This window comes from Arthrobacter sp. AIWTK1, from assembly GCF_056680535.1.
In genome coordinates this window covers 3,932,135-3,958,735 of the sequence record NZ_CM155287.1, presented here as the reverse complement: position 1 = coordinate 3,958,735, position 26,601 = coordinate 3,932,135, and the positions used below count along the sequence as shown (strand labels likewise).

Here is a 26,601-nt window from a genome sequence, read left to right as displayed (position 1 = left end):
TTGAAGCAGCTGAGGGGAAAGTTAGAAGACGGACCAGCCGGTGCGCTCGGCCAGATCGGCGAGAGCCGCAGTCCCGGCCAGGGAATTGCCTTTGGAGTCGAGGCGGGGGCTCCAGACGCAGATGGCCCCTTCGCCGGGCACGATCGCCAGGATTCCGCCGCCCACGCCGCTCTTCCCCGGGAGCCCCACGCGGTAGGCAAATTCGCCGGCCGCGTCATACATGCCGCACGTGAGCATGATGGAACTGATGCGTTTGGCCTCACTCCGGGAGACCACGGTGCCCTGTGCGCCCCGGCCGTCCTGGGCCAGGAAGAGCGCGGCCTTCGCCGTTTCCACGCAGGTCATCATGATGGAGCACTGCCTGACATAGTTCTCCACTACCGCCTGCGCGGGGTAGCGCAGGTTGCCGAAGTCCCTCAGGAAGTGGGCCAGGGCAAGATTGCGGCTGCTGTTGGCGAGCTCGCTCTTCGCGGCGTCCTCGTCGATGAACGGGCCCTGCCCGCCGATGCGGTGGCCCGCCTCCCGGGAGAGGAAGCGCAGGAGTTGTTCGGCGGCGTCGGGAAATCGTTCCATGAGGTGGTCGGTGACCACCAGGGCGCCCGAGTTGATAAACGGATTCCGGGGAATCCCGTGCTCCACTTCGAGCTGCACCAGGGAGTTGAAGGACGTGCCGGATGGTTCGCGAAGGACCCTGGACCAGAGCCCGCCGGGGTCGCCTGAGCTGAGGGCCAGGGCCAGCGTGAAGACCTTGGAGATGCTCTGGATGGAAAAGGGAACGTCGGCGTCTCCGGCGCTGAACACTTTCCCGGACGATGTGGCCACCGCAATGCCGAAGCGGCTGAACGGCGGGGATGAGAGGTGGGGGATGCCTGCGGGAACTGATCCTGCTTCAGCCCGGGGCCGGTGGTTCCGAACGATGTCGTCCAGGACCAGGTCGAGAGGGGGCGAGTCGAGTACTGTCTTCATGGGTTGCCCGGGTGCTCCTTGTGCTTGCCGGCCCACTCCTGGATGTGGAGCAGGGCGACCAATGAATGGCGGGGATCGGTGAAGTTCAGGCCGGTCACGCGGCTGGCCTTGCTGATCCGGTAATAGACGGTGTTCTTGTGCAGCTTCATTCGCTTTGAGCATTCGCTGACGTCCAGTGACGACTCGAAATACACCCGAAGGGTCTCCGCCAGTTCCCCGTCGTCACGGAGGAGGGACCAGAGGCTGCGATGGCGGAAAGCCGAGGCTGCGAAATTCTCAAGGGTTTCGTGGAAGAGGATGTCCACTTCGAAGTCATCCACGGTGGCCACAGCAGCGGTCCCGTCCCGCCGCATGGACCCGAGCAGTGCCTCCGTCTTGGCGGTCACCGAGTGAATCGACAGCAGATCGGGGGCGACGGGTCCTACTGCGGCAAAGGGACTGATGCCCAGGTGCTTTCCGGCGTCCCGCACGATGGCTTCGGCGAGGCTCCGAAGCCCGGCTTCGGCATTGGCGGACTGGAGTGCCGGGATGATCACCGCGGTGTCGCCGTTGAACTGCCCCACGACTGCCGACTGTTTGTACGCAGCCGCGTGGATGGACGCGAGGTTGGCGAGTTCCCCGTGTTTGAGTGCTGCATCGTCTGCCTGCGCGTCAGTTGCCGACATTCCCAACAGGATGAGCGCTGCGGGGCGGTCCGCCGGGATCTTCTCGCTGTGGGCGCTCGCCGCGGCTTCTGCCGGACCGGAGAGGATCCGCGCGATCCGGTCCTGCCGCATGTGCACCGACTGCTGGTTCCGGTAGCGGATCAGTTCGGCAGACGCGCGCGCCGCGGATCCGGTGAGGACATAGTCGACGTCGGCCCCGAAGCCGTCTCCGGTTTCCTGCAGCCAGATGTACCCCATGATGCGGTCCCCGGCGAACAGGGTGATGGCGATGCGCTCCCGGAGTCCGTCCTGCGGCCGGGCCGGAACCCTGACAGGCAGTCGGGTCCGGTGCAGTTCGCGGTAGGCGCCGAGGTCCTTCAGGAGGAGTTCGTATTTTCGCGGACCCCGGCGGGCAAGGATTGATGCCTTGCGGAGCTCATCGATGTCATTGGTCACTGTGGAGTACGCGAGGACTTTGTTCGCGGCGTCCTCGATGACCACGTGGCTCGACGTCAGGCGTGCAGTGGTCTGCGCGATGGCGAACAGGTCTTCTTCCAGCAGCGTCAGCACTTCGCTCTGGTAGCTGCGGGGCATGATCCTGTCCTTGGCGATGGACAGGAGCCGGTCCCAGTCGGCGGCCGGGTCCACCAGGAGAAGGCCCGTTCCTGCTGCGCGGAGCAGCTCTTCGGCTTCCTCGAGTTCGCCGGTCCTGCCCTTGACGGCAAGCACCAGGGGAGGATTCTTCAGGAGGCGCCGCAGCGCCGGCAAAGCGGACCGCCCGCGAACCCCGATCAGCAGGACGAACGCGGCGCCGCCGTCGGACGTTTCGTCGTCGGAGTCAACGATCAGGAAGCGTTCAATCGGGGAATCCGCGTTGGACGGCCGGAGGATGAGGCTGGCGAAACCAAGGGGGAGATCCGACAGGATGTCATCCATTGTCGCTGCGGCCATGGGCTTCCTTCTGCATTGATACCCGTCCGGACGGCTCTGTCCGGTCACACCATGCTATCCAGAGCATTTCCCGGAAAATATGGGTGCCGGACTAAATCCAGTGCTGCGTTTTAGGTCCCTGAACCAAGGCGCGGCCGGCCGGGGAAGGCGGGCACGGGGCGCCGGCTTTTGCGGCACGCGGCTTAAGGCGCAACGGACGACGGCGGGCGGTCCCGCCGTCGTCCGTTTCCCTGGTGGCCGGCGCCGCCCGGTCAGGAGTCCGTCTCTGTTTTTCCAGGGGCGAATCTTCCAGGAGTGAGCGCGTAGAAGGGCGTGAACCGGCCCCTTTCTCCGGGAGCAATGTTGGAACGGACGATCGAAGCGCTCTCAAGGGCGGCCAGATGGTGCCTGACCGAATCCCGGCAGGAGGCGATGCCGTTGCTGATGTCGGCTACCTTGCTTGCACCGTTGCTTGCCAGGTAGTCGATGATTTGGGCCCTGATCGGTGTTCTCCGCGTCCTTGCCGTCCGCTCAAGGGTTTGCACGTCCGTCGGGCTCTGGAGTTCAGAATCAGCGGTCATTGTCCATGTCCTTTCATTCGGTGTGTGGGGGATTTTGGTTGAAACGAGGGTGGCCGGGCGGGGCCTGGTCAGCGCATCGAAGCGGGCTCAAGCTCCCTGCTGAATTCAGCGTCCTGCGCGCAGTGGGGCGCTCCGGAAGGCTCCGCTTCGAGGCGGGAGGCGGACCTGTCGTGCTTCTGGCCGATGACGGCGGTGGCGATGGCATTTCCCAGGATGTTGGTGGCGGTGCGTCCCATGTCCAGGAGCTGGTCGATCACCAGCAGGACGCCAATGCCGGCGGCGGGGATACCGAAACCGGGAACCACGGCAGCCACGACGACGAGTGACCCGCGGGGCACGCCGGCCATGCCTTTGCTGCTGAGCAGGAGCATTGCGGTCATCGCGATCTGCTGGCCGAGGTCCATGTCGATGCCGTAGGCGTTGATCAGGAAGACCGACGCAAAGGTCATGTACATCATGGAACCGTCCACGTTGAACGAGTAACCCAGGGGCAGCACGAAGCCGGTGGTGCGCTTCTCGATGCCGAATTTGGTCAGGCCTTCGATGAGCTTGGGCAGGGCGGCTTCACTGCTGGAGGTGGCGAATGCGATAACCATGGGTTCACGCACAATCCGGACCAGCCGGAAGGCCGCCCGTCCGAGGAAAGCGACCGCGACGGCGATCATGATCGCCCAGAGTGCGGAGAGGGAGACGTAGAAGCCGCCGATGAACGATGCATAAGTGGCAAACGCATCCAGGCCCTTGGAGGTGAAGGCTGCCGCGATGCCGGCGAAAACGCCCACCGGGGCCGCCTTCATCACATATCCGGTGACCTTCAGCATGACGCCCATCAGTTCATCGATGGCATCCGCGATGGAGGAGCGGCCCTTCTTTCGCAGATTCAGCAAGGCAATGCCGAACAAGGCGCCGAAAACAAGGATCTGAAGGGGGTTGTTGGCAGTCAGGGCAGCGAAGACGCTCGTGGGGATGATGTGGGTGATGAACTCCTGGTAATCGAGGGGCTTCGTTTCCATCCCCGCGTCGCCGCCTGGCATCAGGTTGAGCCCGTCACCGACGTTGAGCACATGGGCGGTGATGAATCCGAAGGCCCCTACCAGGACGGAGGCGGACAGGAACCAGACCATGGAGCGCCCAAAAAGCTTGCCCACGCCGGCGGACTTCGCCGCTCCAGCGATGCCGGAGACGAGGGTGGCAAAGATCAGCGGGGCGATGATCATTTTGATGAGGTTCAGGAACATGTGCGTCACGGTGTCGAGGACCGCCACGACGGATTCGCGCGTTTCCAGCGGCAGCAGCCAGTGGAACAGCAGCCCGCTGAGGATTCCGAAGACGAGTGCGGCCAGAATCCACATTGTTGATTTGTTTTTCATAGTCAGTCCTTGGGTAGAGACCGGGGATATTTGGGCACGGCGGTGTGCCCCTGCTCCCGTGGTCGGGCGGGGTGGTTGTCGCTGGTCGAGCTTGTCGAGACCTGGTTTCGACGGGCTCAACCGGCGGCGCTATTTGCTCAGGTTGGCCAGGCGTTGGGGGCTGAGGAGGTCTTCGAGTTGCTCGGCGGTGAGCAGGTTGTGTTCGAGGACGAGTTCGGCGACGCCTTTGCCGGTGGCGAGGGCTTCCTGGGCGATGGCGGTTGCGGTGGTGTAGCCGAGGTGGGGGTTCAGGGCGGTGACGAGGCCGATGGATTGTTCCACGGTGAGGCGGAGGTGTTCGGTGTTGGCGGTGATGCCCCGGATGCAGCGTGCGGTGAGGGTGCGGCAGGCGGCTTCGAGGTGGGAGATGCTCTTGTGGAGGCTGTGGACGATGACGGGTTCGAAGGCGTTGAGCTGGAGTTGCCCGGCTTCGGCGGCCATGGTGATGGTGACGTCGTTGCCGATGACTTCGTAGGCGACCTGGGAGACGACTTCGGGGATGACCGGGTTGATTTTGCCGGGCATGATGGAGGATCCGGACTGCACGGCGGGGAGGTTGATCTCGCCGAGGCCGGCGCGGGGGCCGGAGGAGAGCAGCCGGAGGTCGTTGCAGATTTTGGAGAGTTTCACGGCGACGCGTTTGAGGACGCCGGAGAGGTGGACGAAGGCGCCGACGTCCGCGGTGGCTTCGATGAGGTCCGGCGCGGTGACCAGGGGCAGGCCGGTGATCTCGGCCAGGTGCCGGCAGGCTGCTTCGGTGTAGCCGGCCGGGGCGTTCAGGCCGGTGCCGATGGCGGTGGCGCCGAGGTTGATTTCGTGGATCAGCAGGTCCGCTTCGGCCAGGCGGAGCCGGTCCTCGCCGATGGTGACGGCGTAGGAGCCGAATTCCTGGCCGAGGGTCATGGGCACGGCGTCCTGGAGCTGGGTGCGGCCCATTTTGACGATCGTGCGGAATTCGGTGGCTTTGGCGGCGAACGCGTCCTGGAGTTCGGCCAGGGCGGCGAGGAGTTCGCGGGCGGCGAAGATGGTGCCGAGTTTCACCGCGGTGGGGTAGACGTCGTTGGTGGACTGGGAGAGGTTGACGTGGTCGTTGGGGTGCAGGCGGGTGTAGTGGCCTTTGGGGTGTCCGAGGATTTCCAGGGCGCGGTTGGCGATGACCTCGTTGGCGTTCATGTTCGAGGAGGTCCCGGCGCCGCCCTGGATGACGTCGACGACGAACTGGTCGTTGAGTTTGCCGTTCATGACGTCGGTGCAGGCGGCTTCGATGGCGTGGGCGCGTTCGGCGTCGAGGAGGCCGAGTTCGTGGTTGGTGCGGGCGGCTGCGAGTTTCACGGCGGCGAGCCCGCGGACCAGGTACATGTTGGTGGAGAGCGGCTGGCCGGTGATGGGGAAGTTCTCCACGGCCCGGAGCGTGTGCACGCCCCAGTACGCGGCGGCGGGAACGTCCCGGTCACCCAGGAGATCATGCTCGGAACGTGTGTCCGGGGCGGTAAGGGAAATGGTCATTTGGGTCCTCGCAGGGCTTCGTTGACGGGTTTGGACGGTGAAATTTGGGCGCGCTTCAGGGACGCCGCAGGCAGCACGGAGGCATGGGTGTGCCGCGGCAGGGAGGCCGCGCGGGCATGCGGCGGTTGGGCGGGTCAGGGCACGGTGGGTGAAATTCGGGGCTTAGGGTTTAGCGCGTATGGCCGGACGTGGAGTTCTCGCTTCCGGGGACGATGGTGCCCAGGGCGCATTCCACCCCGTGCAGATGCATCCTCATGGCCTGGGATGCTTCCTCGGCTGATCCGCTCTCAATGGCAGCGAAAATGCGCGCGTGCTCTTCGCCGGATTCCTTGCGCCGGTCAGCCACGAGGTTGAGGGTGTTGGACTGGTTGGCCATGGCGTCGCAGATGTCCGACAGGAATGATTCGAACACGCCGTTCCCGCTGCACCGGGCGATGGTCACGTGGAACTCGGTGTTCAACAGCACCCACTGCTGCAGATCGTCCTCTTCGGACATTTCCCGAAGGATTTCCCGAAGGGCCTCCACATCTTCGGCGCTGCGGCGCTGGGCTGCCAGGCCAGCGGCAGGCACTTCGACGTGGGGGCGGGCTTCCACGAGGGCGCTGGCGGAATACTTGCCGAGCTTGAGGTCCTGGGCCACCTTGTCAGCGATGACGAAGGTGCCCTTGCCTGTATGGGTGGCGGTCAGTCCCAATGCGGTGCACGAACGCAGTGCTTCCCTGACCATCGTCCGGCTCACACCGTATTGCTTGGCGAGCGAGGCCTCCGAGTCGAGACGGGTGCCGACCGGAATCCTGCCGCCCTCGATGGCGCTGCGAAGGGATGCGAACACCGCCTCGGCCGCCCCAACGCGCACCACTCGGTCTTGCGCAGCTGTCCAGCTGTCCAACAGGTTCATACGACGACTATGGCACTTGTCACAGAACCTGTCAAAGGGGTCCTGAATATTGCGTGGCCCGGGGTGCTTTCGCCGCCCACAAAGAACGCCGAATCAGCCGCGATAGTCCTCCACCTGCTTGACCGGCCGCACCTCGGCCTCGTCCGGATTCTCGCCGTACTGCATCTTGGCCCGCCGCTGGCGCAGCAGATCCCAGCACTGGTCCAGGTCCTCTTCGATGCGCTGCAGCCGTGTGCGGTCCGGGGCGTGATCGGCGCCGGGCGCGGCGGACTCCGCTTTGTCACGAAGCTCGCGTTCCTCGTCAACGAGGCTTTGGATGCGGTGCAGGATGTCCTGTTCGTCCACGGTGTCCTTCTTCCTGGAGGGGGTACCAGCCAGCGTAGTGTCGCCCGCGGTGCCTGACCAGATCTTCGGGGGCCGTGCCGGCCCGGCAGGCGGAACAACAGAAGCGGACGACGGCGGGAGGTCCCGCCGTCGTCCGCTCGAGTACCGGTGGCTAAAGGCTGCGGGCGTTGGCGAGGACCGGCAGTTTTGCGCGGACGTCGGTGATGACGGCGGGGTCGATGTCCACCACGGCCAGCTCAGGCTCCTCGCCCAGGGTGACCAGGGGAGAGCCGAGCGGCGAAACCACGGCACTGTGTCCGATCCCGGTGGGCGCTGTGCCCGCGGCGGGCAGCCCGATGCTGGCGGGATTGCCCTGGCCGCAGGCCACCACGAACGTGGTGCTGTCAACGGCGCGGGCCCGCACCAGCAGGTCCCACTGCTCCGCCTTGCCTTCGCCGGCACCCCACGAGGCGCAGACGATGTTGACCTGGGCGCCGGCCCGCGCGTTGGCCGCAAAGAGCGCGGGGAAGCGCACGTCGTAACAGGTCGCGAGGCCGATCACCGTGCCGTTGAGTTCGAACGTCACCGGTGAGGTGCCGGCGTCCACCGAATCGGACTCCGCGAAACCAAACGCGTCGAAGAGGTGGATCTTGTCGTAGGACGTATCGGTCCCCGGTCCGGTGACGATCAGGGTGTTCCGGACCCGGCCGCCGTCGCCGGGCGTAAACATGCCCGCCACGACGGTGATATCCAGGTCCCTCGCAATGGCCCGGACGGCATTGGCCCACGGTCCGTCCAGCGGTTCGGCGGTGTCAGCCAGGCTGTTGCCGAAGGCGCGCATCGCCGCTTCGGGAAACACCACCAGCTCGGCTCCGGCAGCCCTGGCCCGGGTGGCGTATTCTCGAATCAACTCCAGGTTGGCGGCCGGATCGGCTCCTGTGATGATTTGGGCCACTGCTAAACGCATGAAATTACTCCAGTCTGTTGTATACATGATGTATGCGAAAAAGTTCGGGGACAGCGGCATCCGGCCGCGAGAAGGCGTACGCGTACCTGCGTGAAAATATCCTCATCGATCCCGAAGTGCAGGGGAAGTTCCTGAATGAGCAGGAGCTTGCGGCCGAGATCGGGGTCTCGCGCACTCCGGTGCGGGAGGCGCTCCTGCTGCTCGTCTCGGACGGCCTGGTGGAACTGATCCCGCAGCGCGGAGCGTACGTTCCGCCGGTGACCGGCCGGGAAATGTCCGAATTGATGGAATTGCGCGGAGTCCTGGAAAGCCACGCCGCCCGCCTGGTCATCGAACAGAAGCGGGTGCCCGCCCGGACGATGCAGGACACCCTGGACCAGCAGGCCCGCCTTCCCGAGGACCTGAACCCGGAGGCTGCCCGGGAGTTCATCCGTTTGGACACCCTGTTCCACCAGCAGCTCATTGACGCCGCCGGAAACGAGCTCATCTCCCGGACGTACAGCAAGCTCCACGTCCGGCAGATTCTGGTGGGCGTCTCCGCGCTGTTCCGTACCGGAGGCCGGCGCGAGCAGGTGTGCGCCGAACACCAGGACATCCTCGATGCCCTGGTGTCCGGCGACTCGGCGAAAGCGCAGCAGGCAATTGACCATCACCTGGCCGTGACCCGGGACATCCTGCTCCGCACCTGAGGGAGTTTTTGTCCACATAACGCGACTTGCAAGGCTATTTGAACCCATGATGTGGACAAAAACTCCGGACCGTCAGCGGGATTCTGCGACGGCGGACTCCCTGCGCGCCGCTGCGGATCCTTCGAGCAGCAGGCGGTAGTCCTCGTCCTCCACGGTGTTGGAATCCCGGCCGAGCGCCAGGCCCACTGCAGTGACGGCGGCGGCAACGGCAACGTAGATGGCTACCGGAATCCAGGTGCCGAACTGGGACAGCAGCAGCGTGAACATCAGCGGTGCAATGGCGCCGCCGATCACGCCGGCGAAGGTGTAGGCCAGTGAACTTCCGGTGGACCGGAGCCTGGGGGAGAACTGCTCCACAATGAAGGCGGCCTGCGGGCCGTACATGAAGGAGTGGGCCATGAGGCCCAGGACGATTCCCGCGATCAGCATCGGCTCGTTGTCTCCGCCGAGGACACCGAAGAAGACGAACGTCCAGACGGCGCCCAGCACTGCGGCCGTTCCGTAGACAAGGCGGCGGTTGAAACGGTCGGACACAGCGCCGGCCAGCGGGATCATGAACAGCTGGAACGCGGAGCCGATCAGCACCGCGGTGAGGACCTGGCTGCGTTCGTAGCCGAGGGCCTGGATGCCGTAGGTCAGGGTGAAAACAGTGAACAGGGCGTAGAGCACGTCAGGACCAACCCGGCACAGGGTGGCGGCGATGAGCGGGCGGAGTTCCTTGCTGAAGACCTCCCGGACCGGGGCGTTGGGCTGTTCACCGTGGGCCTCGATGGCCTTGAAGATCGGGGTGTCTTCCAGCTTGAGCCGGATCCAGAGGCCGAATCCGACCAGCAGGGCCGAGACCAGGAAGGCGATGCGCCAGCCAAAGCTGATGAACTGTTCTTCGGTCAGGGTGAGCGTGAGGACGGCGAGCGCGCCGTTCGCCATGAGGTTGCCTGCGGGCGGGCCCACCTGGGCTGCTGAGGCCCAGAAACCGCGCCGGTGGGGATCCCCGTATTCGCTGGAGAGGAGCACGGCGCCGCCCCATTCGCCGCCCACGCCCACACCCTGGGCGAAGCGCAGCAGCACCAGGATGATCGGGGCGGTGATGCCGATGCTGCCGTACCCGGGGAGCACGCCGATCAGCACGGTGGCCACGCCGATGATCATCAGGGTGGTGACCAGGACCTTCTTGCGGCCGATCCGGTCGCCGAGCCGGCCGAAGATGATGCCGCCCACGGGACGGGAAACGTAGCCCACAGCGTAGGTGGAAAACGCCAGGATGGTGCCGGTCAGGGGATCGGATGACGGGAAGAAGACGATGGGGAATACGACGGCGGCTGCGGCCGAGTAGACGGCGAAGTCGTACCACTCGAGTGCGGTGCCGGTGAGGCTTGCGGCAAAGGCCTTGTACAGGCCCTTCGGGTGCATCGGCTTGTCCGGACGCGGCGCTGCGCCGGAAGCCGGGACTGGGACGTTGGCCATGGTGTTGTCCTCCACGAGATGTTTACGGTGACGCCTGTCACGCTGGCGTTAAATGTATACATTACGCATACTGGATGTACATTGGCGACCGTTTCCGGTTTCCGGTTTGTAAATTTCTCCAGCAGGACACGCAAAGGATGGACAGAACATGACGGCCCTGAGCTTCGAACTTCCCGACGGCACCACCACGAAAGTCCAGGTCAAGCACCTCCTGAACGCCGGCTACGCCGGGCGGGAACAGGAGGAGGTGCAGGCCCACATCGCCGAGCTGGCCGAGCTGGGCGTCCCCGGACCCACAACCACGCCGGCGCTGTATCCGGTCTCGCCGTATTTGGCCCAGCAGGTTTCTGAAGTTCGCGTGCAGCACGGCCGGACCTCAGGAGAGGCAGAATGGGCGCTCGTGATCACCGAGGACGGCGTGCTGCTGACGGTGGCCTGCGACCACACGGACCGCGAGCTTGAAGTCCACGGTGTTGCGTGGAGCAAGAATGCCAGCCCTGATGTCCTGGGGCGCAAGGCCTGGCGGCTCGACGACGTGCGGGAGCACCTGGACCAGATCACGCTTAAGGGCTGGGTGGGGGAAGGCGATACGCCGGATACCCTCATCCAGGACAGCTCACTGGGCGCGTTGCTGAGCCCCGACTACTGGCTGGACGTCCTCTCCGAGCGCGGCCTCAACGAACCCGGCACCGTCCTCATTTCGGGCACGGTGGCCATGACCCACGGGGTGGACCAGTTCGCCCGCAGCTGGAGGGTGGAGATGGCCGATCCGGTGACCGGGGCCTCCGTGGACGCCCAGTATGTGGTGGAGCAGATGGCCGCACCGATCGGCTGATCCGGCTTGCCCGGAACAAACAGAAGCGGACGACGGCGGGAGATCCCGCCGTCGTCCGCTTCCGGCTGTTATGGCTAGCAGCCGGTTCGCGCCTCGTCAGTCGCCGCCGCCCCCACCGCCGTCACCACCGCCGCCGTCGGAGCTGTCGCCATCGCCGAAATAGCCGTTGAAGCCGGAACCGCCTGATCGGGAACCAGTGGCACGGCTGCGTGGCTTTATGACCCCGAACAGCAGCACGCCGCCCGCCTGGGGGTCGCCCCCGGAGGCCGCAAAGACGGCCCTCCGTTTCACGCCGGTGCGCCAGGTGGTCCAGAGGACCAAGGCATACGAGAGCGCCAGTCCCAAGTAAGTGGCCGTCCGTGCGGCAGAGAACTCCAGCCCGAACGCGGCGATAACCATGGCTGCGAAGATCAGTCCTGCCGGAAACGCAAGGAGAAGCCGAAGAATCAAGCGGCCACGCAGCATGCCCTTCGACACGGGCAGCGGCGCGGTGCGCACGGATCTGGCGCCTCGCCGCCTGGCACTCATCGCGAGCCTCGGCGGTTCCATCTGGCCTCCCGGATACATAAGTCTTAGTGAAATGCCGTGTCCGGCATAGTCGTGGTGCTCTCTGAATCCTATGTCCCCGGGTACCTCGCGCCTCTGGCCGCCGCCCGGGTTCTGTGCTGGACTGGCTGGTTGGCTGCGCCCGCCACGGGCACCGCCCATCAGTCGGCCAGCTGCTCAGACTGGCCCAAAGAAGGGATCTGTCGCATGGCAACGTTCCAGATCGGCTACTTCGTCGGAAGCCTGGCCCGCCGACTTCGCCGACGACGGAACGGTCACCAACCAGGGCACCGCGGACTTCCTGCGCCACTACATGGAGGAATACGGCGCGTTCGTGCAGCGGGTGCTTGCCGCCAACGCTCCCGGCCACATCGGCGACCCCACACCGGACGAGGCCAAGCTCTCGCGCTGAGTCCCAGGCAAGCGAAAGCGGACGACGGCGGAACCTCCCGCCGTCGTCCGCTGTGGTTTGGGACATCGCGGTGACCTACGTTATTGAAACCCGCGCAGGGCCTCTGAATACTGGAAGGCAGGTTATTCAGGATCGGCCCGGGACGGTGTGGACATGACCAGCGAGGGATCCGGCAGCGCGTTCAGGCGGCGGGTGGAACGGGCTGCCGAACTGCGTGCCGTCCGGGCCACCGGCATGACGGCCCACGAGGAAGCCGAGCTCACCGCCGCTGAGGAAAAGGAGCGGGAAAAGCGGCGGAAGGTGGATGACGCCAAGAGGGCCGAATACCTGATCCGGGACGCCATGGCCCAGGGGAAGTTCGACAACCTGAAGTACGCCGGCAAACCCATTCCGGGGCTGGGCGAGGGCTACGATCCCGACTGGTGGGTCAAGGGCCTCATCCAGCGCGAGAACATCACCGGCATGGGCCCGAAAGCCATTCTCCTGCGGACCGAGGACGCCGGGCTGGACGCCAGGCTCGACTCGCAGTATTCGGAGAAGCAGGTCCGCGAGATCCTGCAGGATTTCAATAAGCGCGTGATCGATGCCCGCCGCCAGCTCCAGGGCGGGCCGCCCGTCGTCACCAGGACCCGTGAGGTTGATGCCGAAGTGGAGCGCTGGCGCGAACGGCGCGCCACCGCCGCTGCCGCCGCTGCGGCAGCGGCGCCGCCACCGGAGCCTGAAGGTAAGCACTCGTGGTGGCGGCGGATCTGGAACGGCGGAACGTAAAGGCACGCCGCTCCCGGACGTCAGACGGTGCGGTGGGCCCGGGACAGGTTCTCGGTGAGCTCGGCGGCATTCTGGCGAATCACGTACGCCGGGCGGTCGCGTTCAACCCGCCAGCTTTCGGACAGGGGACCGACGTTGACGGTGTCGAAGCCAAACTCGTCGTAGATCCGGGTCACGAGTTCCGCAGCCTCGGGGTAGTTGCTGGCCGTGGCAAGTGCCCGGCGGCCTTCGGTGCCGGCCGGCGTCCCGTCACTGGTGATCTCCTTCGCCATGATGTGGTTGAAGCCCTTGGCCACCTTCGAGGTGGGAAGGTGCTTCTGCAACAGCCCGGACGTCGTTTCCTGGCCGCTATCCAGTTCAGGGAAGCGGCCGTCCCGCTCCCAGTAGTAGTTGTTCGTGTCGATCACGATCTTTCCTTCCAGCGGTTGCGCCGGAACGTCCCCGATGCTCTTGAGCGGCACGGTGACAACGGCGAAATCGCCCGCCGCTGCCGCCTCCGCCGCTGTTGCGGCCCGGGCCCGCGGTCCCAGTTCCGCCACGAGCTCCGTCAGCGTTTCCGGCCCGCGCGAATTGCTGACGACCACGTCGTAGCCCAGCTCCACGGCCTTGCGGGCGATCTGGCTGCCAATGTGTCCTGCACCGATGATTCCGATTGTTGTCATGTCCGGGCCAACACCGCCCGGGCCGTGGATATTTCGGGCGCGCCACGATGTGTAGCGCCCGGCACGGAATCACCGCCAGTCCTCTTCGAAGTCCGGGTGATCTGCGTAGGGCAGCGCCAAGGCCTTCAGCGACCGCGTGGTCCATTCGATGGCTTCCGGAATCCAGCGGGATTCCTCCTCGAAGGGGTCGCTGACCATGGTGGCCAGCGCCGTCTGCCGCGCCGACTCAACGATCCGGATAACCCTCTTCTTCGCCTCGCACTCCAGCAGGAGCCGGTGCTCGTACCATTTCGCCGACTCGGAGACTGTGCGGTCACTGAGGATCTTGAGGGCCGCAGCTTCATCTTCCCTGACGCGCTCGGTCAGGAATTCGACAATGTCCACAACTTTTCAGCCGCCGGCAGCCCCGTCAGTGAGGTCGACGCCCGTGAGGTCGGCGCCTTCGGCAGGGTCCTGGGAGTGCACCCGGATGTCCCTGGGATCAGCGCTCTCGTCGCCCTCGGCCGGAGCTTCACTGTGGACACGCTCCGAAGCGCGTGGGTTTTCGCTCATGTCCGCTCCTTTGCTGTGCTTTGTGCTGTGGTTCAGGAATCCCCGTTACTGATCATCTAGCTCCCGTAGCCACAAGGCTGTCAAGGACCTTTCCACCCTGCCCCTTCCACTGCAGTGGAGGACAATAAGTCCCATCGGAAGACGGCCCAGCGAAGGAGCAGGACAGTGTCAGAGACGAACGGACCACGGCGCGCAGCGCAGCAGATGCAGGAAGCGGCCCGGTACCTGGCCCGCGCTACCAGGAACCTGGACGCTCCCTCGGATAGCCACGAAATCCTCCGCAGCCTGACCGAAACCCAGGGCTCCATCGCGCAGGCCATCCGCGAACTGGCCGCATGGCACCGGGCGGCGGCGGCAGGCACGCACTATTCCCGCCCCCACAACGAAAGCGCCCGCGGCGTGATGACCGCGGTGGCCGAACTGGACATCGCGGCGCAGGAAGCCGATGCGCTGCAGGAAACCCTCAACCGGGCCCACGGCGGCAGCAGCGTGGTGGATTGGCTGGAAGAACCCGAACCTGAGACGCCGGCCGGCGACGACTAAAGCGCCAACGCAAGCGGACGACGGCGGGAAGTCCCGCCGTCGTCCGCTGCTTTCGGTGCTGAGTGGCCGCCGGGCGTGCCGCTATGCGTGCGCGTAGGTGAGGCAGTCGGCGTTGTCCGCGCCGGGACCCACATGGACCTCGGGCGCCTTGCACATCAGGTGGTCGTTGTGGGCGCATTCGGAGCGCTGGCAGGCTCCGACGTCGGCCAGGACCTTGGGCAGGCCGCCATGGGTGCCGGTGTCGATGAACGTGGCGCAGGATGCGTGGTCTTCGGTCCCGCCCACCGTGATGGCGGCGGCGTTGCAGTGCGAATGGTCGTTGAAGGAACAGTTGGAAACACTGCAGTCTGCGACGTGCGTTGTCATAGGAAGATCCTCCGTGGTTCGGCTGCCCGGGCGGGCCGCTCCCTGGGTCCACGGTAGGCCTGTCCTGCCCAATCAAAAAGACCCAAACGCATGACCTAATTGCCGCGCCCGCGGGCGGTTAGGGCATTACGGCCTATGGCCGGGCAACGCCGCGGCTCCTACAATGGAGGTAGGGCCGACGGCACGACTCCCGGCACGTCCGGGGGGCCTTCCCAAAGCAGCCGCCGGCCCCTAAACCCGCACCATGTGAAGGCAGCTACACCAGGCTGTCTTCCTTTTCGTGCGCCTGGGCTCCCTCTGCCGGGGCTGTTGCCGGAGCCGGCACGGTGGCGTAGTGGTGGAAGGGGTTGAACCGGCTGCGGGACAGCTCGCCGAATGCGTAGGCGGTCTCGGCGTGCTCGGACAGGTCCACGCCCACGTTTTCGGCTTCCTCGCTGACCCGGAAACCGAGCGTCTTGTGGATGGCGAGGCCCAGGACGGTGGTCACCAGTCCGGAGAGCAGGACGGTTACCAGCACGGCAACGGTCTGAGCCGCCAGTTGGTGGAGTCCGCCGCCGTAGAAGAGTCCGCCGCCCTCGCCGTCCACCGGAAGCGCAATGAAGCCAAGTGCCAGTGTGCCGATCAGGCCGCCGCCGAGGTGGACGCCCACTACATCGAGGGAATCATCAAGGTCGAACCGGTACTTCAGGTCCACGAAGATGGCGCACAGGGCGCCCGCCGCGAGGCCCAGGCCGATGGCGGCCACCGGGCTGATGTTGGCGCAGGACGGGGTGATGGCCACCAGGCCGGCCACTACGCCGGAGGCGGCCCCCAGGGAGGTGGGGTGTCCGTGGCGGATCTTTTCGGTGACCAGCCAGCTCAGCATGGCCGCAGCCGGAGTCACCAGGGTGTTGATCCAGATCAGGCCGGCCTGCTCCGCCGTGGTGGCGGCGCCGCCGTTGAAACCGAACCAGCCGAACCAGAGGATGGCTGCTCCCAGCATGATGAAGGGGATGTTGTGCGGGCGGTGGTTGGGGTCTTTGCCGAAGCCCTGGCGTTTGCCCACGATGACGGCGAGGACCAGCGCTGCGACGCCGGAGCTGATCTCCACTACCGTGCCGCCGGCGAAGTCGATGACCTGCCCGAATACTGACGTGATGGCTCCGTTCGCGCCCAGCAGGCCGCCGCCCCAGACCATGTAGGCGAGCGGGCAGTACACCAGGGTGATCCAGATGGGAACAAAGAGCGCCCACGAGCTGAACTTGGCGCGGTCGGCGATGGCGCCGCTGATGAGGGCGACCGTGACCATGGCGAACGTGCCCGCGTAGGCTGCCTTGATGAGGTCGGGGGAACCGATGAGGTTGGTGAGCCCGAAGCTCGCGAAGGGGTTGCCGAAGATTCCCAGCACGCCTTCGCCGCTGCTCATGGAGTAGCCCCACAGCACCCAGATGACGCCGACGATACCGGCCGAGATGAAGCTCATCATGATCATGTTGAGCGCAGCCTTGGCCCGGGTCATGCCGCCGTAAAAGAGGCCGAGGCCGGGGGTCATGATCAGCACCAGGGCTGTTGACACCAGCACCCAGACGTTTTCCGCAGTGATTTGCACCTGCGTGTCCCTTCTCATCAAGTCTTCCGTACGGGACCTCGAGTGATTCCGGGCCACGCCCCCGCTCAATGTTTCACGGTGCGTGTTTCCGATAATCGGGCGCTACGTTGCAGGAAAGTTACAGGAACGGCCCTTGCGTGAAGATCACATGACCGCCGTGTTTCGGGCATGTTAACGACGGCCCGTGGACGCGGTGTCGGGATGCTCTTGGCGGTGCACGTTTCGGCGAGATGACCGGCTGCTCACCAGACGCGGATCGGCGGTAGATCAACGGGACAGGCCGGGACGGGCTTGCGTTAAAGCGAGAGAACGACGGCGGGATGTCCCGCCGTCGTTCTCTGTTGCCTTACCCGGTTGACCCGGACGGGTGGATCGGCCCGCTAACCGGCCAGGCCGGCTACGCCGAAGATGGCCGCAGCGATCGCGAAGCCCATGACGCCGATGAGTGTTTCCATCACGGTCCAGGTCTTCAGGGTGGTCTTGACGTCCATGCCGAAGAAGCGGCCCACCAGCCAGAAGCCGGAGTCGTTGACGTGCGAGACCACTACGGAACCGGCGGCCACGGCGATGACCAAAGAGGCCACCTGCATGCCGTTCATGCCCGCGAGGGCCACGGCCGGGGCGATCAGCCCGGCAGTGGTGGTCAGCGCCACGGTGGCGGAACCCTGCGCGATGCGCAGGATGGCCGAGATCAGGAAGCCGGCCAGCAGCAGGGGAATACCGACGTCGCCCAGGACGCCGGCCAGGGCGGTGCCGATGCCGGAGGTGCGCAGCACGCCGCCGAACATGCCGCCGGCGCCGGTGATCAGGATGACCGAGCAGACCGGGCCGAGGGAGGATTCGAGCAGCTTCTCCAGGGTGGCGCCGTGGGAGCCGCGGAGCCTGCCCAGGACGAACATGGCCACCAGCACGGCGATCAGCAGGGCCACCGGCGTTTCACCGAGGGTGCGCAGGATCTGGAACCAGGCCTCGGTCTTTGCCGAGGCAGGAAGGACGCCGGCGGACGCCAGGGTGCTGAGGCCGGTGTTGAGGAAGATGAGGACCAGCGGAAGGAGCAGGACGCCCACCACCGTGCGGAAGCGCGGCGGGTTCTGTTCGGCGGCGGTGTCGGCGTGGCCCAGCAGTTCCGGAACGGGGAGGACCAGCTTCTTGCCGGTCCACAGGCCGAACAGGTAGGCGGTGACGTACCAGGTGGGGATGGCGGTGATGAGGCCGGCGATCAGCACGAGGCCGATGTTGGCGTCGAAGAAGGTTGCCGCGGAGACCGGGCCCGGGTGCGGCGGCAGGAAGATGTGCATCACGGAGAATGCGCCTGCAGCCGGCAGGCCGTAGCGCAGCACACCGCCGCCAAGGCGGTGCGCCACTGCGAAGACCACGGGCAGCATGACTACCAGGCCGGCGTCGAAGAAGATGGGGAAGCCGAAGATCAGCGAGGCGAGGCCCAGTGCGAACGGGGCGCGCTTCTCACCGAAGAGGTTGATGAGGTAATCGGCCAGGGCCTTGGCGCCGCCGCTGGTTTCAACGATGCGGCCGAGCATTGCGCCCAGGCCCACCAGCAGGGCCACGGTACCCAGCGTGCTGCCGAACCCGTTGACGAGCACCGGAACCACCTTGTCCGCCGGGATGCCGGTGGCGAAGGCGGTTGCCAGGCTGATGAGGATCAGGGCCAGCAACGCATGCATGCGCAGCTTGATGATGAGGAACAGCAGCACCAAGATGGCGGCGCCGGCAATCAGCAGCAGGGGACCTGCGCCGAGGGTTTGAGTCCATCCTTCGATGGTCATGGTTCTCCTTTGAAACAGATGTGTTGGGGGGGGGGGGGGGGGCTGTGGAGCCTAGGGGGATGGGGGGATCAGGAGGTGCAGGGGGCCTGGCCCGCCGGCAGGTGGAGGGCGGCCTTGACGGCCTGAACCAGGTCCTCGGGCGTGCGGGTGATGTCCAGGCGAAGGCTTCCGGCGGCGAGTTCCTCCGGCGTCAGCGGTTCCAAGGTGGCCAGCTGGCTGGGCAGGAGCGTCACCGGCATGAAATGGCCTTCGCGTCCGCGCATGCGCTCGCCGAGCAGGGCAGGATCGCCGTCGAGGTGGATAAAAACCACCGTGCCTTCCGCCTCGGACAGCAGCTGCCGGTAGCTGTGCTTGAGGGCGGAGCAGGTCAGGACGGTGCTTTTGCCTTCCGCGGCCTGGGCGGTCATCCAGTCCCGGATGGACTGCAGCCAGGGCCAGCGGTCCTCGTCCTGGAGCGGGGTGCCGGCATTCATCTTGGCGATGTTGGACTCGGGATGGAACTGGTCCGCCTCGGCCATGTCCCAGCCGAGATCCCGGGAGAGTGCCCCGGCGATAGTGGACTTGCCGGCTCCGGCGACACCCATGACTACCAAGTGCATGGCAGGAAACTTCATTGTTCTACCTCCGTAGAAGACATCGTTGGCTTCGGAATGAAGCTCAGGCCAGCAGCGGACGCTGGATAGGAAAATAAGATAGCACCATTTGGATGCATTAGTAGCATCTTTTTGTAACACAGGTCATACCTTTAGTTATTTGTGGCCTAAACTGGAGGTCAGGCGCCACGGCGCAGAGGGAGGCTTCAAACATGTCGACGGCGACAGAGGACAACGCGGACGCAACCGACGGTGAGGCGGCGGTTCCGGCACTGCATCTGCGGGTACTGGATGCCCTCGGCGAAGCCATCGTTTCCGGCGAGTTGGCCCCGGGCCGACGGCTGACCCTGGACGATCTCCAGCAGCACTACAACGTGTCCCGCACCTTGGCCCGGGACACCATGCGCGTCCTGGAATCGATGAACCTGGTGTATTCCCGCCGCCGGGTGGGCATCGTGGTGCAGGACCCCGAACTCTGGAACGTCTTTGATCCCAAGCTGGTGCGGTGGCGGCTTGCGTCCAGCCGCCGGGCCGAGCAGTACAGCAGCCTCACGGAACTCCGGATCGCCGTCGAACCCATCGCCGCGGCGGGTGCTGCGCGCCGTGCGGGTGCAGCGGAACGCCGTCAGCTCACGGCGCTGGCTGCAGAACTGAGGAGGCTCGGCGAAGCCGGCGAGCTGGAAGCATTCCTCCAGGCGGACATCGCCTTCCACAGCCTGCTCCTGCACAGCAGCGGAAACGAAATGTTCAAGGCCCTGGACGGCATGGTGGCCGAAGTTCTGTCCAGCAGGACCAAACAGGGACTGATGCCGTTCAAGCCGCGTCCTGACGCTCTGGCGGCACACGAGGCCGTGGCGGCGGCGGTTGCCGGGGGTGATGCAGGTACCGCGGAGGTCGCCATGCACCAGATCCTCGACGAGGTCCGCACGGCGATGGGGCTGCCGTAGGGATTCGCGGGAGGGCGCCGGCTTAGCGGGAAGGTTCCGGCTCGCGGGAGGGCGCCGCCCTACCGCGAGGGCGCCGGCGTCGGGCCCTGGGGCGTGTACATGGACGGCGGCGGCGCCGGGAACGGCTCAGCCGGGTACAACCCCGCCACCTGCATCATGTAATTGGCCCACTGCGGACCGGCAAGCATGTAGCCGTCCACCGACTTGTAGAAGTTGCCGTTGATGGTGACGTTCTGGCCAGCCCGTTGCTGGCCTTCCAGGGTGTCTCCAAAAAACGACGCCGTGGCCAGGCCGGAGGTGTAGCCCGCCACCCAGGTGGCGCCGTTGTTGTTGGACGTTCCCGTCTTGGCCGCCACCGGCACCTTGCTCTGGACCTTCGGGTTGATGTAGATACCGGAGCCCATTTTCAGCACGTCCTGGAGCACCGCGTTGACGCCGCGGGCCACCTCGGGCTTGACGGCAGGGCGGCACTGGGAGGATTCGGCTGGCAGGTGCCGGCCTGCCGGGTCGCTCACGTCCGCGACGGCGACCGGGGTGCAGTAGCGCCCGTCGTTGGCGAAGGTGGCAAAGGCGTTGGCGAGGTGCAGCGGGGCCACGCCGATGGCGCCCAGCAGGTTGCCGAGCTGGTGCATGTTGACTTGGGCTCCGTCCAGGCCGCTGTGGAGGCCCACGGCATCCACCATCTTCTGGATACCGCAGAAGTCCAGCTGCGCGGCTTCAGCGAAGGTGGCCGTGTTGATGGAGTTGTACAGGCCGTAGTTGACGGACATGGGCCGGTAGTAGCCCGGATCGTTGTTCTGGAGATCATCCGCAGCGCCCTCGTTCCTCTGGGCGGTGTTGTAGGCGCCCAGCACCTTCCCGCAGCTGGACCGCCACGGAAAGTCGAGGGGATAGGTGCGCCGGGAAGCGTCGATCATGGCGTTGATGGGCTTGCCCTCGTTCAGCCATTCCGCAAACGTGAACGGCTTCATGGTGGAGCCGGGCTGGAAGCCGCCGGCGCCGTTGAGGTCATTGCCGTTGGCGTCCTTGGAGTCGACGTTGAAGTTCAGCTGGGTGTCGAATTTCCCTTCGGCCGGCAGGAAGACGGTGTTCTGCGCCATGGCCAGGATCCGGCCGGACCCTGGCTGGATGGTGACCAGGGCGGCGCCCCATTTGTCCGGATTCGCGCCCGCGGTGGCGTCCACCTGGGCCTGGGCAGCGGCCTGCAGCCGGCTGTCCAGCGTGGTGACGATGATCAGGCCGCCGCGGTATAGCAGCCTCTCCCTGTCGTTGGGGTCCGCTCCGTAGGCCGGGTTGTTGAGGATCAGGTGGGACACGTAGTCGCAGAAGTACGGTGCGATCACGGCGGCGGCGCAGCCCTGCCGGCCCGGGGTGACCTTCAGCTCCACGCCGGTGGCCGCAGCGGCGTCGTGCTCGGCCTGGGTGATTTTCTTCTGCTCCAGCATGTTGCCCAGGACCTGGTTGCGGCGTTGCAGCGAGTTCTCCGGATGCACGGCAGGGTCGTAAAAGCTGGGGCTGTTCACCAGCCCGGCCAGCAGCGCCGCCTGCGGCAAGGTGAGGTCCTTGGCGGAAGCGCTGAAGAAGTGCCGGGCGGCGGCCTCGATTCCGTAGGCGTCCCGGTTGAAGAACACGATGTTCAGGTAGCCTTCGAGGATTTGGTTCTTGGTGTATTTCTTCTCCAGCTCGATGGCCAGCTTCATTTCCCGAATCTTGTCGCCCACGCTCTTCTGGCCGCTGAGGATCACCTGCTCGCCTTGATCAGCGGAAAGATGCGACTCATTGATGACGTTGGTGACGTACTGCTGGGTCAGCGTGGATGCGCCCTGACGGCCGCCCTGGGTGACGTTGAACGTCAGCGCCCGGAGGATGCCCTGCGGGTCCACGCCGCCATGTTCGTAGAAGCGGCTGTCCTCGATTGCGACGATGGCGTCCTTGATGAACGGCGACATCTGGTCGAGGGTGACCCGGACCCGGTTCTCCGCGTAGAAGGTGGCGATGGGCTGGCCGTCTGAGGTCACCATTTTGGTGGCCTGCGACGGAGGATTGACCGTGAGGTCGCCCGGCAGGTTGTTGAAGAACGTGATCGAGCTGCTGACTGTCACACCGGCGGCTGCCACGCTGGGGGCCACAAGGCTGGCTGCCAGGACCCCGCAGACGGCGCTCACGGCAATAAATCCGATCAGCCTTGCCAAGGCTGCGGCCAGACGGGAACCCCATCGCTTCTTCGGCGCCATTTCTTCCAGCTATCACGCGTGCCAGTGCCTCAAGGCTACGCCGGGCCGCCGCCCGCAGGCCAGAGTCCTAATGCCCGCACACCGGGTGTTTCCCGGTGATCGAGCTTGTCGAGATCCAAGGTTTCGCCGGACCCAACCACCGGCTTGGGGTCAGTAGCTGGCGGGGGTTTCGGGCGGCTCAGCCATCGGGGCCGCAGGGATGTATTCGGCGGCGAGGGCCTCGGAGCCGCGAGCCAGGATGGCGACGTCGGCGCCCACCAGCACAAACGCGGCGCCGGCCGCCAAGTAGCTGCGCGCGGTGGCGGGGTTGAAAGCGTTCACACCGGCCGGTTTGCCGGCCGCTTTGGCGGCAGCGATGCAGTGTTCGACGGCGGCACGCACCTCGGGGTGTTCCTGCTGCCCCAGCACGCCCATGGAGGCGGCGAGGTCCGAGGGCCCCAGGAAGATGCCGTCCACGCCGTCGACTGCCAGGATGTTTTCCACCGCTGCGACGGCGGCCTCGGATTCAATCTGGACGGTGAGGCTGATGGTGTCGCTGGCGCGGGCGAGGTAGTCCGGAATCCGGTTCCAGCGCGAGGCCCGGGCCAGGGCCGAGCCCACGCCGCGGACGCCGTGCGGCGGGTACCGGGTGGCAGCCACCGCGGCTTCGGCTTCGGCGGCGGAGTTCACCATGGGTACCAGCAGGTTCTGGACGCCGAGGTCCAGGTACTGCTTGATGAGCACGGTGTCGTTGACCGGCGGCCGGACCATGGCCTGGACCGGGTAGCCGCGGACCGCCTGCAGCTGGGCGAGGACGGATTCGAGCCCGTTGGGGCTGTGCTCGGCGTCGATCAGCAGCCAGTCCAGGCCTGCCCCCGCGCAGAGCTCTGCCACCAGCGGGCTGCCGGAGCAGACCCACATGCCGGTGAAGGGACGGTCCGAGCCGGCCAAGGCGTCGCGGAACGTGGCGTCCGGTTCTACTCGAAGCGGCATGTGACACTCCCCAGGGGTCCGTAGTCGGCATGGACGGTGTCGCCCTTGTACACCCAGAGCGGGCGGGTGAAGGAGCCGGCCAGGATGATGTCCCCGGCCTTCATCCCGTCACCGTGGGCGGCGATTTTGTTGGCCAGCCAATGCACTCCGTTGGCGGGGTGGTCCAGGACCCCCGCAGCCACGCCCGTTTCTTCAACGGTCTGGTTCTTGTAGAGGATGGCCGACACCCAGCGGAGGTCGACGGCGTCGGGCTTCACCGGGCGGCCGCCCACCACCATGGCGCCCATCGCGGCGTTGTCCGCGATGGTGTCCACGATGGTCCGGCCCTCCATTTCGATCCTGGAGTCCAGGATCTCGAGGGCCGGAACCACGTAGTCGGTGGCGTTGAGGACGTCGAAGATGGTGCAGCCGGGGCCTTTGAGCGCGTCTTTCAGCACAAACGCCAGTTCCACCTCCACCCGCGGATGCGTGTACCGGTCCCACTGCACCGAGCACCCGGTTTCCAGGACCATGTCATCGAAGATGGCGCCGTAATCCGGTTCGGTGATCCCCGTGGCTGCCTGCATCGCCTTGGAGGTGAGGCCGATCTTGCGGCCCACGAGCTTCCGGCCGGCGTCCTCGTTGCGGTTCCGCCAGAGCTGCTGGACGGCGTAGGAGTCCTCCACCGTCATGTCCGGGTAGCGCGATGTCAGGCGCGGCACCGGCTTCCGGTTGCGGCCGGCTTCGAGCAGCTCGTCCGCGATTACCTCGATCGTCTTGGCATCCAGCATGGCTACAGCTGCGCTCCGAGCTTGAAGCCCGTCCGGTCCCCTTCGGGGGATCCGTCCTTGCGGGTGTAGCTGAAGCCGTCGGCGCCGACGGTGACGGCCATCTCGCTCTTGTCCTTGCGTTCGATGACGGGCTGCGGGTTGCCGTCGAGGTCCAGGACCAGGGAGGCCTCGGTGTACCAGGACGGGACAACGGGGTTGCCCCACCAGTCGCGGCGCTGGTTGTCGTGGACGTCCCAGGTGATGGTGGGGTTGTCCGGGTCGCCGGTGTAGTAGTCCTGGGTGTAGATCTCGATGCGGTGGCCGTCCGGGTCCAGGATGTAGAGGTAGAACGCGTTGGACACGCCGTGCCGGCCGGGGCCGCGTTCGATCCGGTCGCTGATGCGCAGGGCGCCCATCTTGTCGCAGATCTGGATGATGTTGTGCTTCTCGTGTGTGGCGAACGCGACATGGTGCATGCGCGGGCCGTTGCCGCCGGTCAGCGCGGTGTCGTGGACGGTCTGCTTGCGGTGCATCCAGACGGCGTAGGAGACACCGTCGGAATCCTGGATGTCCTCGGAAACGCGGAAGCCGAGGTCCTCGAGGTACTTGCGGCCGCGGGGAACGTCCGGGGTGACCTGGTTGAAGTGGTCCAGCCGGACCAGTTCGCCGGCGGAGTAGAGGTCGTAGCGCTGGGTGAGGCGCTCCACGTGCTCCACGTCGTAGAAGAATTCGTACGGGAAGCCCAGCGGGTCCTCCACGCGGACGGAATCGCCGATGCCCTTGGTGAAACCGTCCTTGCGGCGTTCGGTGCGGCAGCCGAGCTCCTTATAGTAGGCCTCGGCGGCGTCCACCTCGGCGGGGGACTTCACCCGGTAGGCAAAAGCGGCGACGGCGGCGATGGGTCCCTTGCGGAGGACCAGGTTGTGGTGGATGAACTCCTCGAGGGAGCGCAGGTAGATGTTGTTCTCGTCTTCCTCGGTGACGTGGAGGCCCAGGAGGTCAACGTAGAACTCGCGGGACTTGGCAAGGTCCGTGACCACGATCTCCATGTAGGCGCAGCGCACGATGTCCGGGGCCGGGACGGAGGGCTTCGGGATGACGTTGTTCATGGTGTTCTCTCTTCTTTGAAAGGGGTCTGGAGGGTCTGTGGAGCGCCGGAACTAGGCGCCGAATTTGGGCGTGTGGACCGTTCCGAGGGTGATGTGGACGGCCTGCTGGTCGGTGTAGAAGTCGATGGAGCGGTAGCCGCCCTCGTGGCCCAGTCCGGAGGCCTTGACGCCGCCGAACGGGGTGCGGAGGTCGCGGACGTTGTGGCTGTTCAGCCAGACCATGCCGGCCTCCACGTTCTGCGAGAAGTTGTGGGCGCGGGTGAGGTTCTGCGTCCAGATGTAGGCGGCCAGGCCGTACCTGGTGTTGTTCGCCAGGGCGAGGGCTTCGTCGTCGTTCTCGAACGGGGTGATCGCGACGACGGGGCCGAAGATCTCCTCCTGGAAGATCCGCGCGTCGGGGGCGACGTCGGCGAACACCGTGGGGGCGATGTAGTTGCCCTCCGGCAGGCCCTCGGGACGTCCGCCGCCGGCCAGCAGCCGGCCTTCTGACTTGCCGATCTCCACGTAGGAGGCCACCTTGGCGAAGTGCTCCGGGTGGACCAGGGCGCCCACCTGGGTCTTGGGGTCGTGGGGGTCGCCGACCACGATGTTCTTCGCGCGGGCGGCATACTTTTCGCAGAACTCGTCGTAGATGGCCCGCTCCACGAGGATGCGGGAGCCGGCGGTGCAGCGCTCGCCGTTGAGGGAGAAGACGCCGAACAGGGCGGAGTCGATCGCGGCGTCGAGGTCTGCGTCGGCGAACACGACGCAGGGGGACTTGCCGCCGAGCTCCATGGAGAGGCCCTTGAGGTTGGCGGCGGCGTTACGGAAGATCGTCTGCCCGGTGGTGGTTTCGCCGGTGAAGGAGATCAGCGGGACGTCCGGGTGTTTGACGAGGGCGTCGCCGGCTTCCTCGCCGAGGCCGTTGACCAGGTTGAAGACACCGTCGGGGAGGCCCGCGTCCTTGAAGATCGTGGCCCACAGCGATGCCGAGAGCGGAGTGAATTCGGCCGGTTTGAGGACCACGGTGTTGCCGGTGGCCAAAGCGGGGGCGAGCTTCCAGGACTCCAGCATGAACGGGGTGTTCCACGGGGTGATGAGGCCGGCGACGCCGATCGGCTTGCGGTTCACGTAGTTGATCTGCGAGCCCGGGACCTTCATGGCGTCGTCGAACTGGGCCACGATCAGGTCCGCGAAGAAGCGGAAGTTCTCGGCTGCACGCAATGCCTGGCCTTTGGCCTGGGTGATGGGCAGGCCGGTGTCGAAGGTCTCGAGTTCAGCGAGGCGCTCCTCCTGGGCTTCGACGGCGTCGGCGATCCTGTTCAGGATGCGGGCGCGTTCGCGGGGCTTCATCTTCGGCCAGGGGCCGTTGACGAACGCTTCGCGGGCTGCGGCGACGGCCAGGTCGATGTCTTCCTTCTGGCCGGCCGCGGCAGTGGCGTAGTTGGTGTTGGAAACCGGGTCCAGGACGTCGAAGGTCTTGCCGCCCACTGAATCAACGAACTGGCCGTTGATGTAGTGCTGGATGTGGGAGGGAAGGTCCTGCGGAACATAGTGGGTGGCTTCTGCGGCAGTGAACGTCAT

General features: G+C 65.8%; 27 protein-coding genes and 1 pseudogene. 6 read left to right on the top strand and 22 right to left on the bottom strand.

From position 1 onward, the window contains the following. Positions 1-21: 21 nt before the first annotated feature. From AC1MDG_RS18180 to AC1MDG_RS18145, 8 genes are all read right to left on the bottom strand, one after another. Positions 22-966 carry a glutaminase gene (locus tag AC1MDG_RS18180; RefSeq protein ID WP_479805765.1) on the bottom strand — a complete coding sequence of 315 codons (945 nt, stop codon included), beginning with the start codon at positions 964-966 and terminating at the stop codon, positions 22-24. Next, on the bottom strand, positions 963-2,561 hold the full coding sequence (locus tag AC1MDG_RS18175; RefSeq protein WP_479805763.1) for a PucR family transcriptional regulator: 1,599 nt from the start codon (positions 2,559-2,561) through the stop codon (positions 963-965). The genes AC1MDG_RS18180 and AC1MDG_RS18175 overlap by 4 nt, the downstream gene beginning before the upstream one ends. A 251-nt stretch (positions 2,562-2,812) precedes the next feature. Beyond that, the gene (locus AC1MDG_RS18170; RefSeq protein WP_479805761.1) at positions 2,813-3,121 is read right to left on the bottom strand and encodes a helix-turn-helix domain-containing protein; all 309 of its coding nucleotides are present in this window, start codon (positions 3,119-3,121) and stop codon (positions 2,813-2,815) included. A gap of 68 nt (positions 3,122-3,189) precedes the next feature. After that, positions 3,190-4,491: a dicarboxylate/amino acid:cation symporter gene (locus tag AC1MDG_RS18165; RefSeq protein ID WP_479805759.1), complete on the bottom strand. Its 1,302-nt coding sequence runs from the start codon at positions 4,489-4,491 to the stop codon at positions 3,190-3,192. Positions 4,492-4,620: 129 nt separating this feature from the next. Next, entirely contained in the window at positions 4,621-6,036 is a 1,416-nt protein-coding gene (locus AC1MDG_RS18160; protein ID WP_479805757.1) for an aspartate ammonia-lyase, read from the bottom strand. 169 nt (positions 6,037-6,205) lie between these two features. After that, entirely contained in the window at positions 6,206-6,934 is a 729-nt protein-coding gene (locus AC1MDG_RS18155) for a FadR/GntR family transcriptional regulator (RefSeq protein ID WP_043484202.1), read from the bottom strand. 93 nt (positions 6,935-7,027) lie between these two features. Next, positions 7,028-7,279, bottom strand: coding sequence for a DUF2630 family protein (locus tag AC1MDG_RS18150; RefSeq protein ID WP_479805755.1), 252 nt, complete (start codon positions 7,277-7,279; stop codon positions 7,028-7,030). Between the two features lie 151 nt (positions 7,280-7,430). After that, complete coding sequence (locus tag AC1MDG_RS18145) at positions 7,431-8,225, bottom strand: carbon-nitrogen hydrolase family protein (RefSeq protein WP_479805753.1); 795 nt, start codon at positions 8,223-8,225, stop codon at positions 7,431-7,433. Positions 8,226-8,257: 32 nt separating this feature from the next. On the opposite strand from AC1MDG_RS18145, the gene AC1MDG_RS18140 reads away from it, so the two are divergent. After that, positions 8,258-8,914 carry a GntR family transcriptional regulator gene (locus AC1MDG_RS18140; protein ID WP_479805751.1) on the top strand — a complete coding sequence of 219 codons (657 nt, stop codon included), beginning with the start codon at positions 8,258-8,260 and terminating at the stop codon, positions 8,912-8,914. Positions 8,915-8,986: 72 nt separating this feature from the next. On the opposite strand, the gene AC1MDG_RS18135 is transcribed toward AC1MDG_RS18140, so the two are convergent. Beyond that, positions 8,987-10,378, bottom strand: coding sequence for an MFS transporter (locus AC1MDG_RS18135; protein WP_479805749.1), 1,392 nt, complete (start codon positions 10,376-10,378; stop codon positions 8,987-8,989). A gap of 148 nt (positions 10,379-10,526) precedes the next feature. Here AC1MDG_RS18135 and AC1MDG_RS18130 point away from each other — a divergent pair, with 148 nt between their 5' ends. Beyond that, positions 10,527-11,213 (top strand): DUF2848 domain-containing protein, encoded by a 687-nt coding sequence (locus AC1MDG_RS18130; protein WP_479805747.1) that lies wholly within the window; start codon positions 10,527-10,529, stop codon positions 11,211-11,213. 96 nt (positions 11,214-11,309) lie between these two features. On the opposite strand, the gene AC1MDG_RS18125 is transcribed toward AC1MDG_RS18130, so the two are convergent. After that, entirely contained in the window at positions 11,310-11,711 is a 402-nt protein-coding gene (locus tag AC1MDG_RS18125) for a hypothetical protein (RefSeq protein WP_479805745.1), read from the bottom strand. Between the two features lie 304 nt (positions 11,712-12,015). Here AC1MDG_RS18125 and AC1MDG_RS18120 point away from each other — a divergent pair. Then, positions 12,016-12,171, top strand: a pseudogene (locus AC1MDG_RS18120) (ACP phosphodiesterase); the annotation flags it as partial. 153 nt (positions 12,172-12,324) lie between these two features. Next, positions 12,325-12,939 (top strand): DnaJ family domain-containing protein, encoded by a 615-nt coding sequence (locus AC1MDG_RS18115; RefSeq protein WP_043484739.1) that lies wholly within the window; start codon positions 12,325-12,327, stop codon positions 12,937-12,939. Positions 12,940-12,959: 20 nt separating this feature from the next. Here AC1MDG_RS18115 and AC1MDG_RS18110 read toward each other — a convergent pair whose 3' ends face one another. The 3 genes from AC1MDG_RS18110 to AC1MDG_RS18100 form a co-directional block, all read right to left on the bottom strand. Further along, complete coding sequence (locus AC1MDG_RS18110) at positions 12,960-13,601, bottom strand: NADPH-dependent F420 reductase (RefSeq protein ID WP_479805742.1); 642 nt, start codon at positions 13,599-13,601, stop codon at positions 12,960-12,962. Between the two features lie 69 nt (positions 13,602-13,670). After that, positions 13,671-13,985: a DUF6221 family protein gene (locus tag AC1MDG_RS18105; protein WP_043484186.1), complete on the bottom strand. Its 315-nt coding sequence runs from the start codon at positions 13,983-13,985 to the stop codon at positions 13,671-13,673. A 6-nt stretch (positions 13,986-13,991) separates the two neighbouring features. Further along, positions 13,992-14,153, bottom strand: a complete 162-nt coding sequence (locus tag AC1MDG_RS18100) for a hypothetical protein (RefSeq protein ID WP_200891050.1) — start codon at positions 14,151-14,153, stop codon at positions 13,992-13,994. A 165-nt stretch (positions 14,154-14,318) separates the two neighbouring features. Here AC1MDG_RS18100 and AC1MDG_RS18095 point away from each other — a divergent pair, with 165 nt between their 5' ends. After that, positions 14,319-14,696 carry a hypothetical protein gene (locus tag AC1MDG_RS18095; RefSeq protein ID WP_479805740.1) on the top strand — a complete coding sequence of 126 codons (378 nt, stop codon included), beginning with the start codon at positions 14,319-14,321 and terminating at the stop codon, positions 14,694-14,696. Positions 14,697-14,777: 81 nt separating this feature from the next. Here AC1MDG_RS18095 and AC1MDG_RS18090 read toward each other — a convergent pair whose 3' ends face one another. The 4 genes from AC1MDG_RS18090 to AC1MDG_RS18075 form a co-directional block, all read right to left on the bottom strand. Beyond that, positions 14,778-15,062 (bottom strand): DUF1540 domain-containing protein, encoded by a 285-nt coding sequence (locus tag AC1MDG_RS18090; protein ID WP_043484181.1) that lies wholly within the window; start codon positions 15,060-15,062, stop codon positions 14,778-14,780. A gap of 256 nt (positions 15,063-15,318) precedes the next feature. Next, positions 15,319-16,668, bottom strand: a complete 1,350-nt coding sequence (locus AC1MDG_RS18085) for an ammonium transporter (RefSeq protein ID WP_479805738.1) — start codon at positions 16,666-16,668, stop codon at positions 15,319-15,321. Positions 16,669-17,030: 362 nt separating this feature from the next. Beyond that, entirely contained in the window at positions 17,031-18,434 is a 1,404-nt protein-coding gene (locus tag AC1MDG_RS18080) for a GntP family permease (protein WP_479805736.1), read from the bottom strand. A gap of 68 nt (positions 18,435-18,502) precedes the next feature. After that, the gene (locus tag AC1MDG_RS18075) at positions 18,503-19,048 is read right to left on the bottom strand and encodes a gluconokinase (protein ID WP_479805734.1); all 546 of its coding nucleotides are present in this window, start codon (positions 19,046-19,048) and stop codon (positions 18,503-18,505) included. A 191-nt stretch (positions 19,049-19,239) separates the two neighbouring features. Here AC1MDG_RS18075 and AC1MDG_RS18070 point away from each other — a divergent pair, with 191 nt between their 5' ends. Beyond that, entirely contained in the window at positions 19,240-19,974 is a 735-nt protein-coding gene (locus AC1MDG_RS18070; RefSeq protein ID WP_479805732.1) for a FadR/GntR family transcriptional regulator, read from the top strand. 59 nt (positions 19,975-20,033) lie between these two features. Here the strand turns inward: AC1MDG_RS18070 and AC1MDG_RS18065 are convergent, their stop codons facing one another. The 5 genes from AC1MDG_RS18065 to hpaE form a co-directional block, all read right to left on the bottom strand. Further along, complete coding sequence (locus AC1MDG_RS18065; protein WP_479805730.1) at positions 20,034-22,208, bottom strand: transglycosylase domain-containing protein; 2,175 nt, start codon at positions 22,206-22,208, stop codon at positions 20,034-20,036. Positions 22,209-22,358: 150 nt separating this feature from the next. Further along, positions 22,359-23,180: an aldolase/citrate lyase family protein gene (locus tag AC1MDG_RS18060; RefSeq protein ID WP_479805728.1), complete on the bottom strand. Its 822-nt coding sequence runs from the start codon at positions 23,178-23,180 to the stop codon at positions 22,359-22,361. Further along, the gene (gene hpaH / locus AC1MDG_RS18055) at positions 23,165-23,950 is read right to left on the bottom strand and encodes a 2-oxo-hept-4-ene-1,7-dioate hydratase (protein WP_479805726.1); all 786 of its coding nucleotides are present in this window, start codon (positions 23,948-23,950) and stop codon (positions 23,165-23,167) included. Before hpaH ends, AC1MDG_RS18060 begins: the two co-directional genes overlap by 16 nt. 2 nt (positions 23,951-23,952) lie before the next feature. Continuing rightward, complete coding sequence (gene hpaD, locus AC1MDG_RS18050) at positions 23,953-25,038, bottom strand: 3,4-dihydroxyphenylacetate 2,3-dioxygenase (protein WP_479805725.1); 1,086 nt, start codon at positions 25,036-25,038, stop codon at positions 23,953-23,955. Positions 25,039-25,089: 51 nt separating this feature from the next. Then, positions 25,090-26,601, bottom strand: coding sequence for a 5-carboxymethyl-2-hydroxymuconate semialdehyde dehydrogenase (gene hpaE, locus AC1MDG_RS18045; protein ID WP_479805723.1), 1,512 nt, complete (start codon positions 26,599-26,601; stop codon positions 25,090-25,092).

Coding starts and splice junctions, on each gene's coding strand:
- AC1MDG_RS18180 (WP_479805765.1), bottom strand. CDS start 966: ATGAAGACAGTACTCGACTCGCCCCCTCTCGACCTGGTCCTGGACGAC.
- AC1MDG_RS18175 (WP_479805763.1), bottom strand. CDS start 2,561: ATGGCCGCAGCGACAATGGATGACATCCTGTCGGATCTCCCCCTTGGT.
- AC1MDG_RS18170 (WP_479805761.1), bottom strand. CDS start 3,121: ATGACCGCTGATTCTGAACTCCAGAGCCCGACGGACGTGCAAACCCTT.
- AC1MDG_RS18165 (WP_479805759.1), bottom strand. CDS start 4,491: ATGAAAAACAAATCAACAATGTGGATTCTGGCCGCACTCGTCTTCGGA.
- AC1MDG_RS18160 (WP_479805757.1), bottom strand. CDS start 6,036: ATGACCATTTCCCTTACCGCCCCGGACACACGTTCCGAGCATGATCTC.
- AC1MDG_RS18155 (WP_043484202.1), bottom strand. CDS start 6,934: ATGAACCTGTTGGACAGCTGGACAGCTGCGCAAGACCGAGTGGTGCGC.
- AC1MDG_RS18145 (WP_479805753.1), bottom strand. CDS start 8,225: ATGCGTTTAGCAGTGGCCCAAATCATCACAGGAGCCGATCCGGCCGCC.
- AC1MDG_RS18140 (WP_479805751.1), top strand. CDS start 8,258: ATGCGAAAAAGTTCGGGGACAGCGGCATCCGGCCGCGAGAAGGCGTAC.
- AC1MDG_RS18135 (WP_479805749.1), bottom strand. CDS start 10,378: ATGGCCAACGTCCCAGTCCCGGCTTCCGGCGCAGCGCCGCGTCCGGAC.
- AC1MDG_RS18130 (WP_479805747.1), top strand. CDS start 10,527: ATGACGGCCCTGAGCTTCGAACTTCCCGACGGCACCACCACGAAAGTC.
- AC1MDG_RS18115 (WP_043484739.1), top strand. CDS start 12,325: ATGACCAGCGAGGGATCCGGCAGCGCGTTCAGGCGGCGGGTGGAACGG.
- AC1MDG_RS18110 (WP_479805742.1), bottom strand. CDS start 13,601: ATGACAACAATCGGAATCATCGGTGCAGGACACATTGGCAGCCAGATC.
- AC1MDG_RS18100 (WP_200891050.1), bottom strand. CDS start 14,153: ATGAGCGAAAACCCACGCGCTTCGGAGCGTGTCCACAGTGAAGCTCCG.
- AC1MDG_RS18090 (WP_043484181.1), bottom strand. CDS start 15,062: ATGACAACGCACGTCGCAGACTGCAGTGTTTCCAACTGTTCCTTCAAC.
- AC1MDG_RS18085 (WP_479805738.1), bottom strand. CDS start 16,668: ATGAGAAGGGACACGCAGGTGCAAATCACTGCGGAAAACGTCTGGGTG.
- AC1MDG_RS18080 (WP_479805736.1), bottom strand. CDS start 18,434: ATGACCATCGAAGGATGGACTCAAACCCTCGGCGCAGGTCCCCTGCTG.
- AC1MDG_RS18075 (WP_479805734.1), bottom strand. CDS start 19,048: ATGAAGTTTCCTGCCATGCACTTGGTAGTCATGGGTGTCGCCGGAGCC.
- AC1MDG_RS18070 (WP_479805732.1), top strand. CDS start 19,240: ATGTCGACGGCGACAGAGGACAACGCGGACGCAACCGACGGTGAGGCG.
- AC1MDG_RS18065 (WP_479805730.1), bottom strand. CDS start 22,208: ATGGCGCCGAAGAAGCGATGGGGTTCCCGTCTGGCCGCAGCCTTGGCA.
- AC1MDG_RS18060 (WP_479805728.1), bottom strand. CDS start 23,180: ATGCCGCTTCGAGTAGAACCGGACGCCACGTTCCGCGACGCCTTGGCC.
- hpaH (WP_479805726.1), bottom strand. CDS start 23,950: ATGCTGGATGCCAAGACGATCGAGGTAATCGCGGACGAGCTGCTCGAA.
- hpaD (WP_479805725.1), bottom strand. CDS start 25,038: ATGAACAACGTCATCCCGAAGCCCTCCGTCCCGGCCCCGGACATCGTG.
- hpaE (WP_479805723.1), bottom strand. CDS start 26,601: ATGACGTTCACTGCCGCAGAAGCCACCCACTATGTTCCGCAGGACCTT.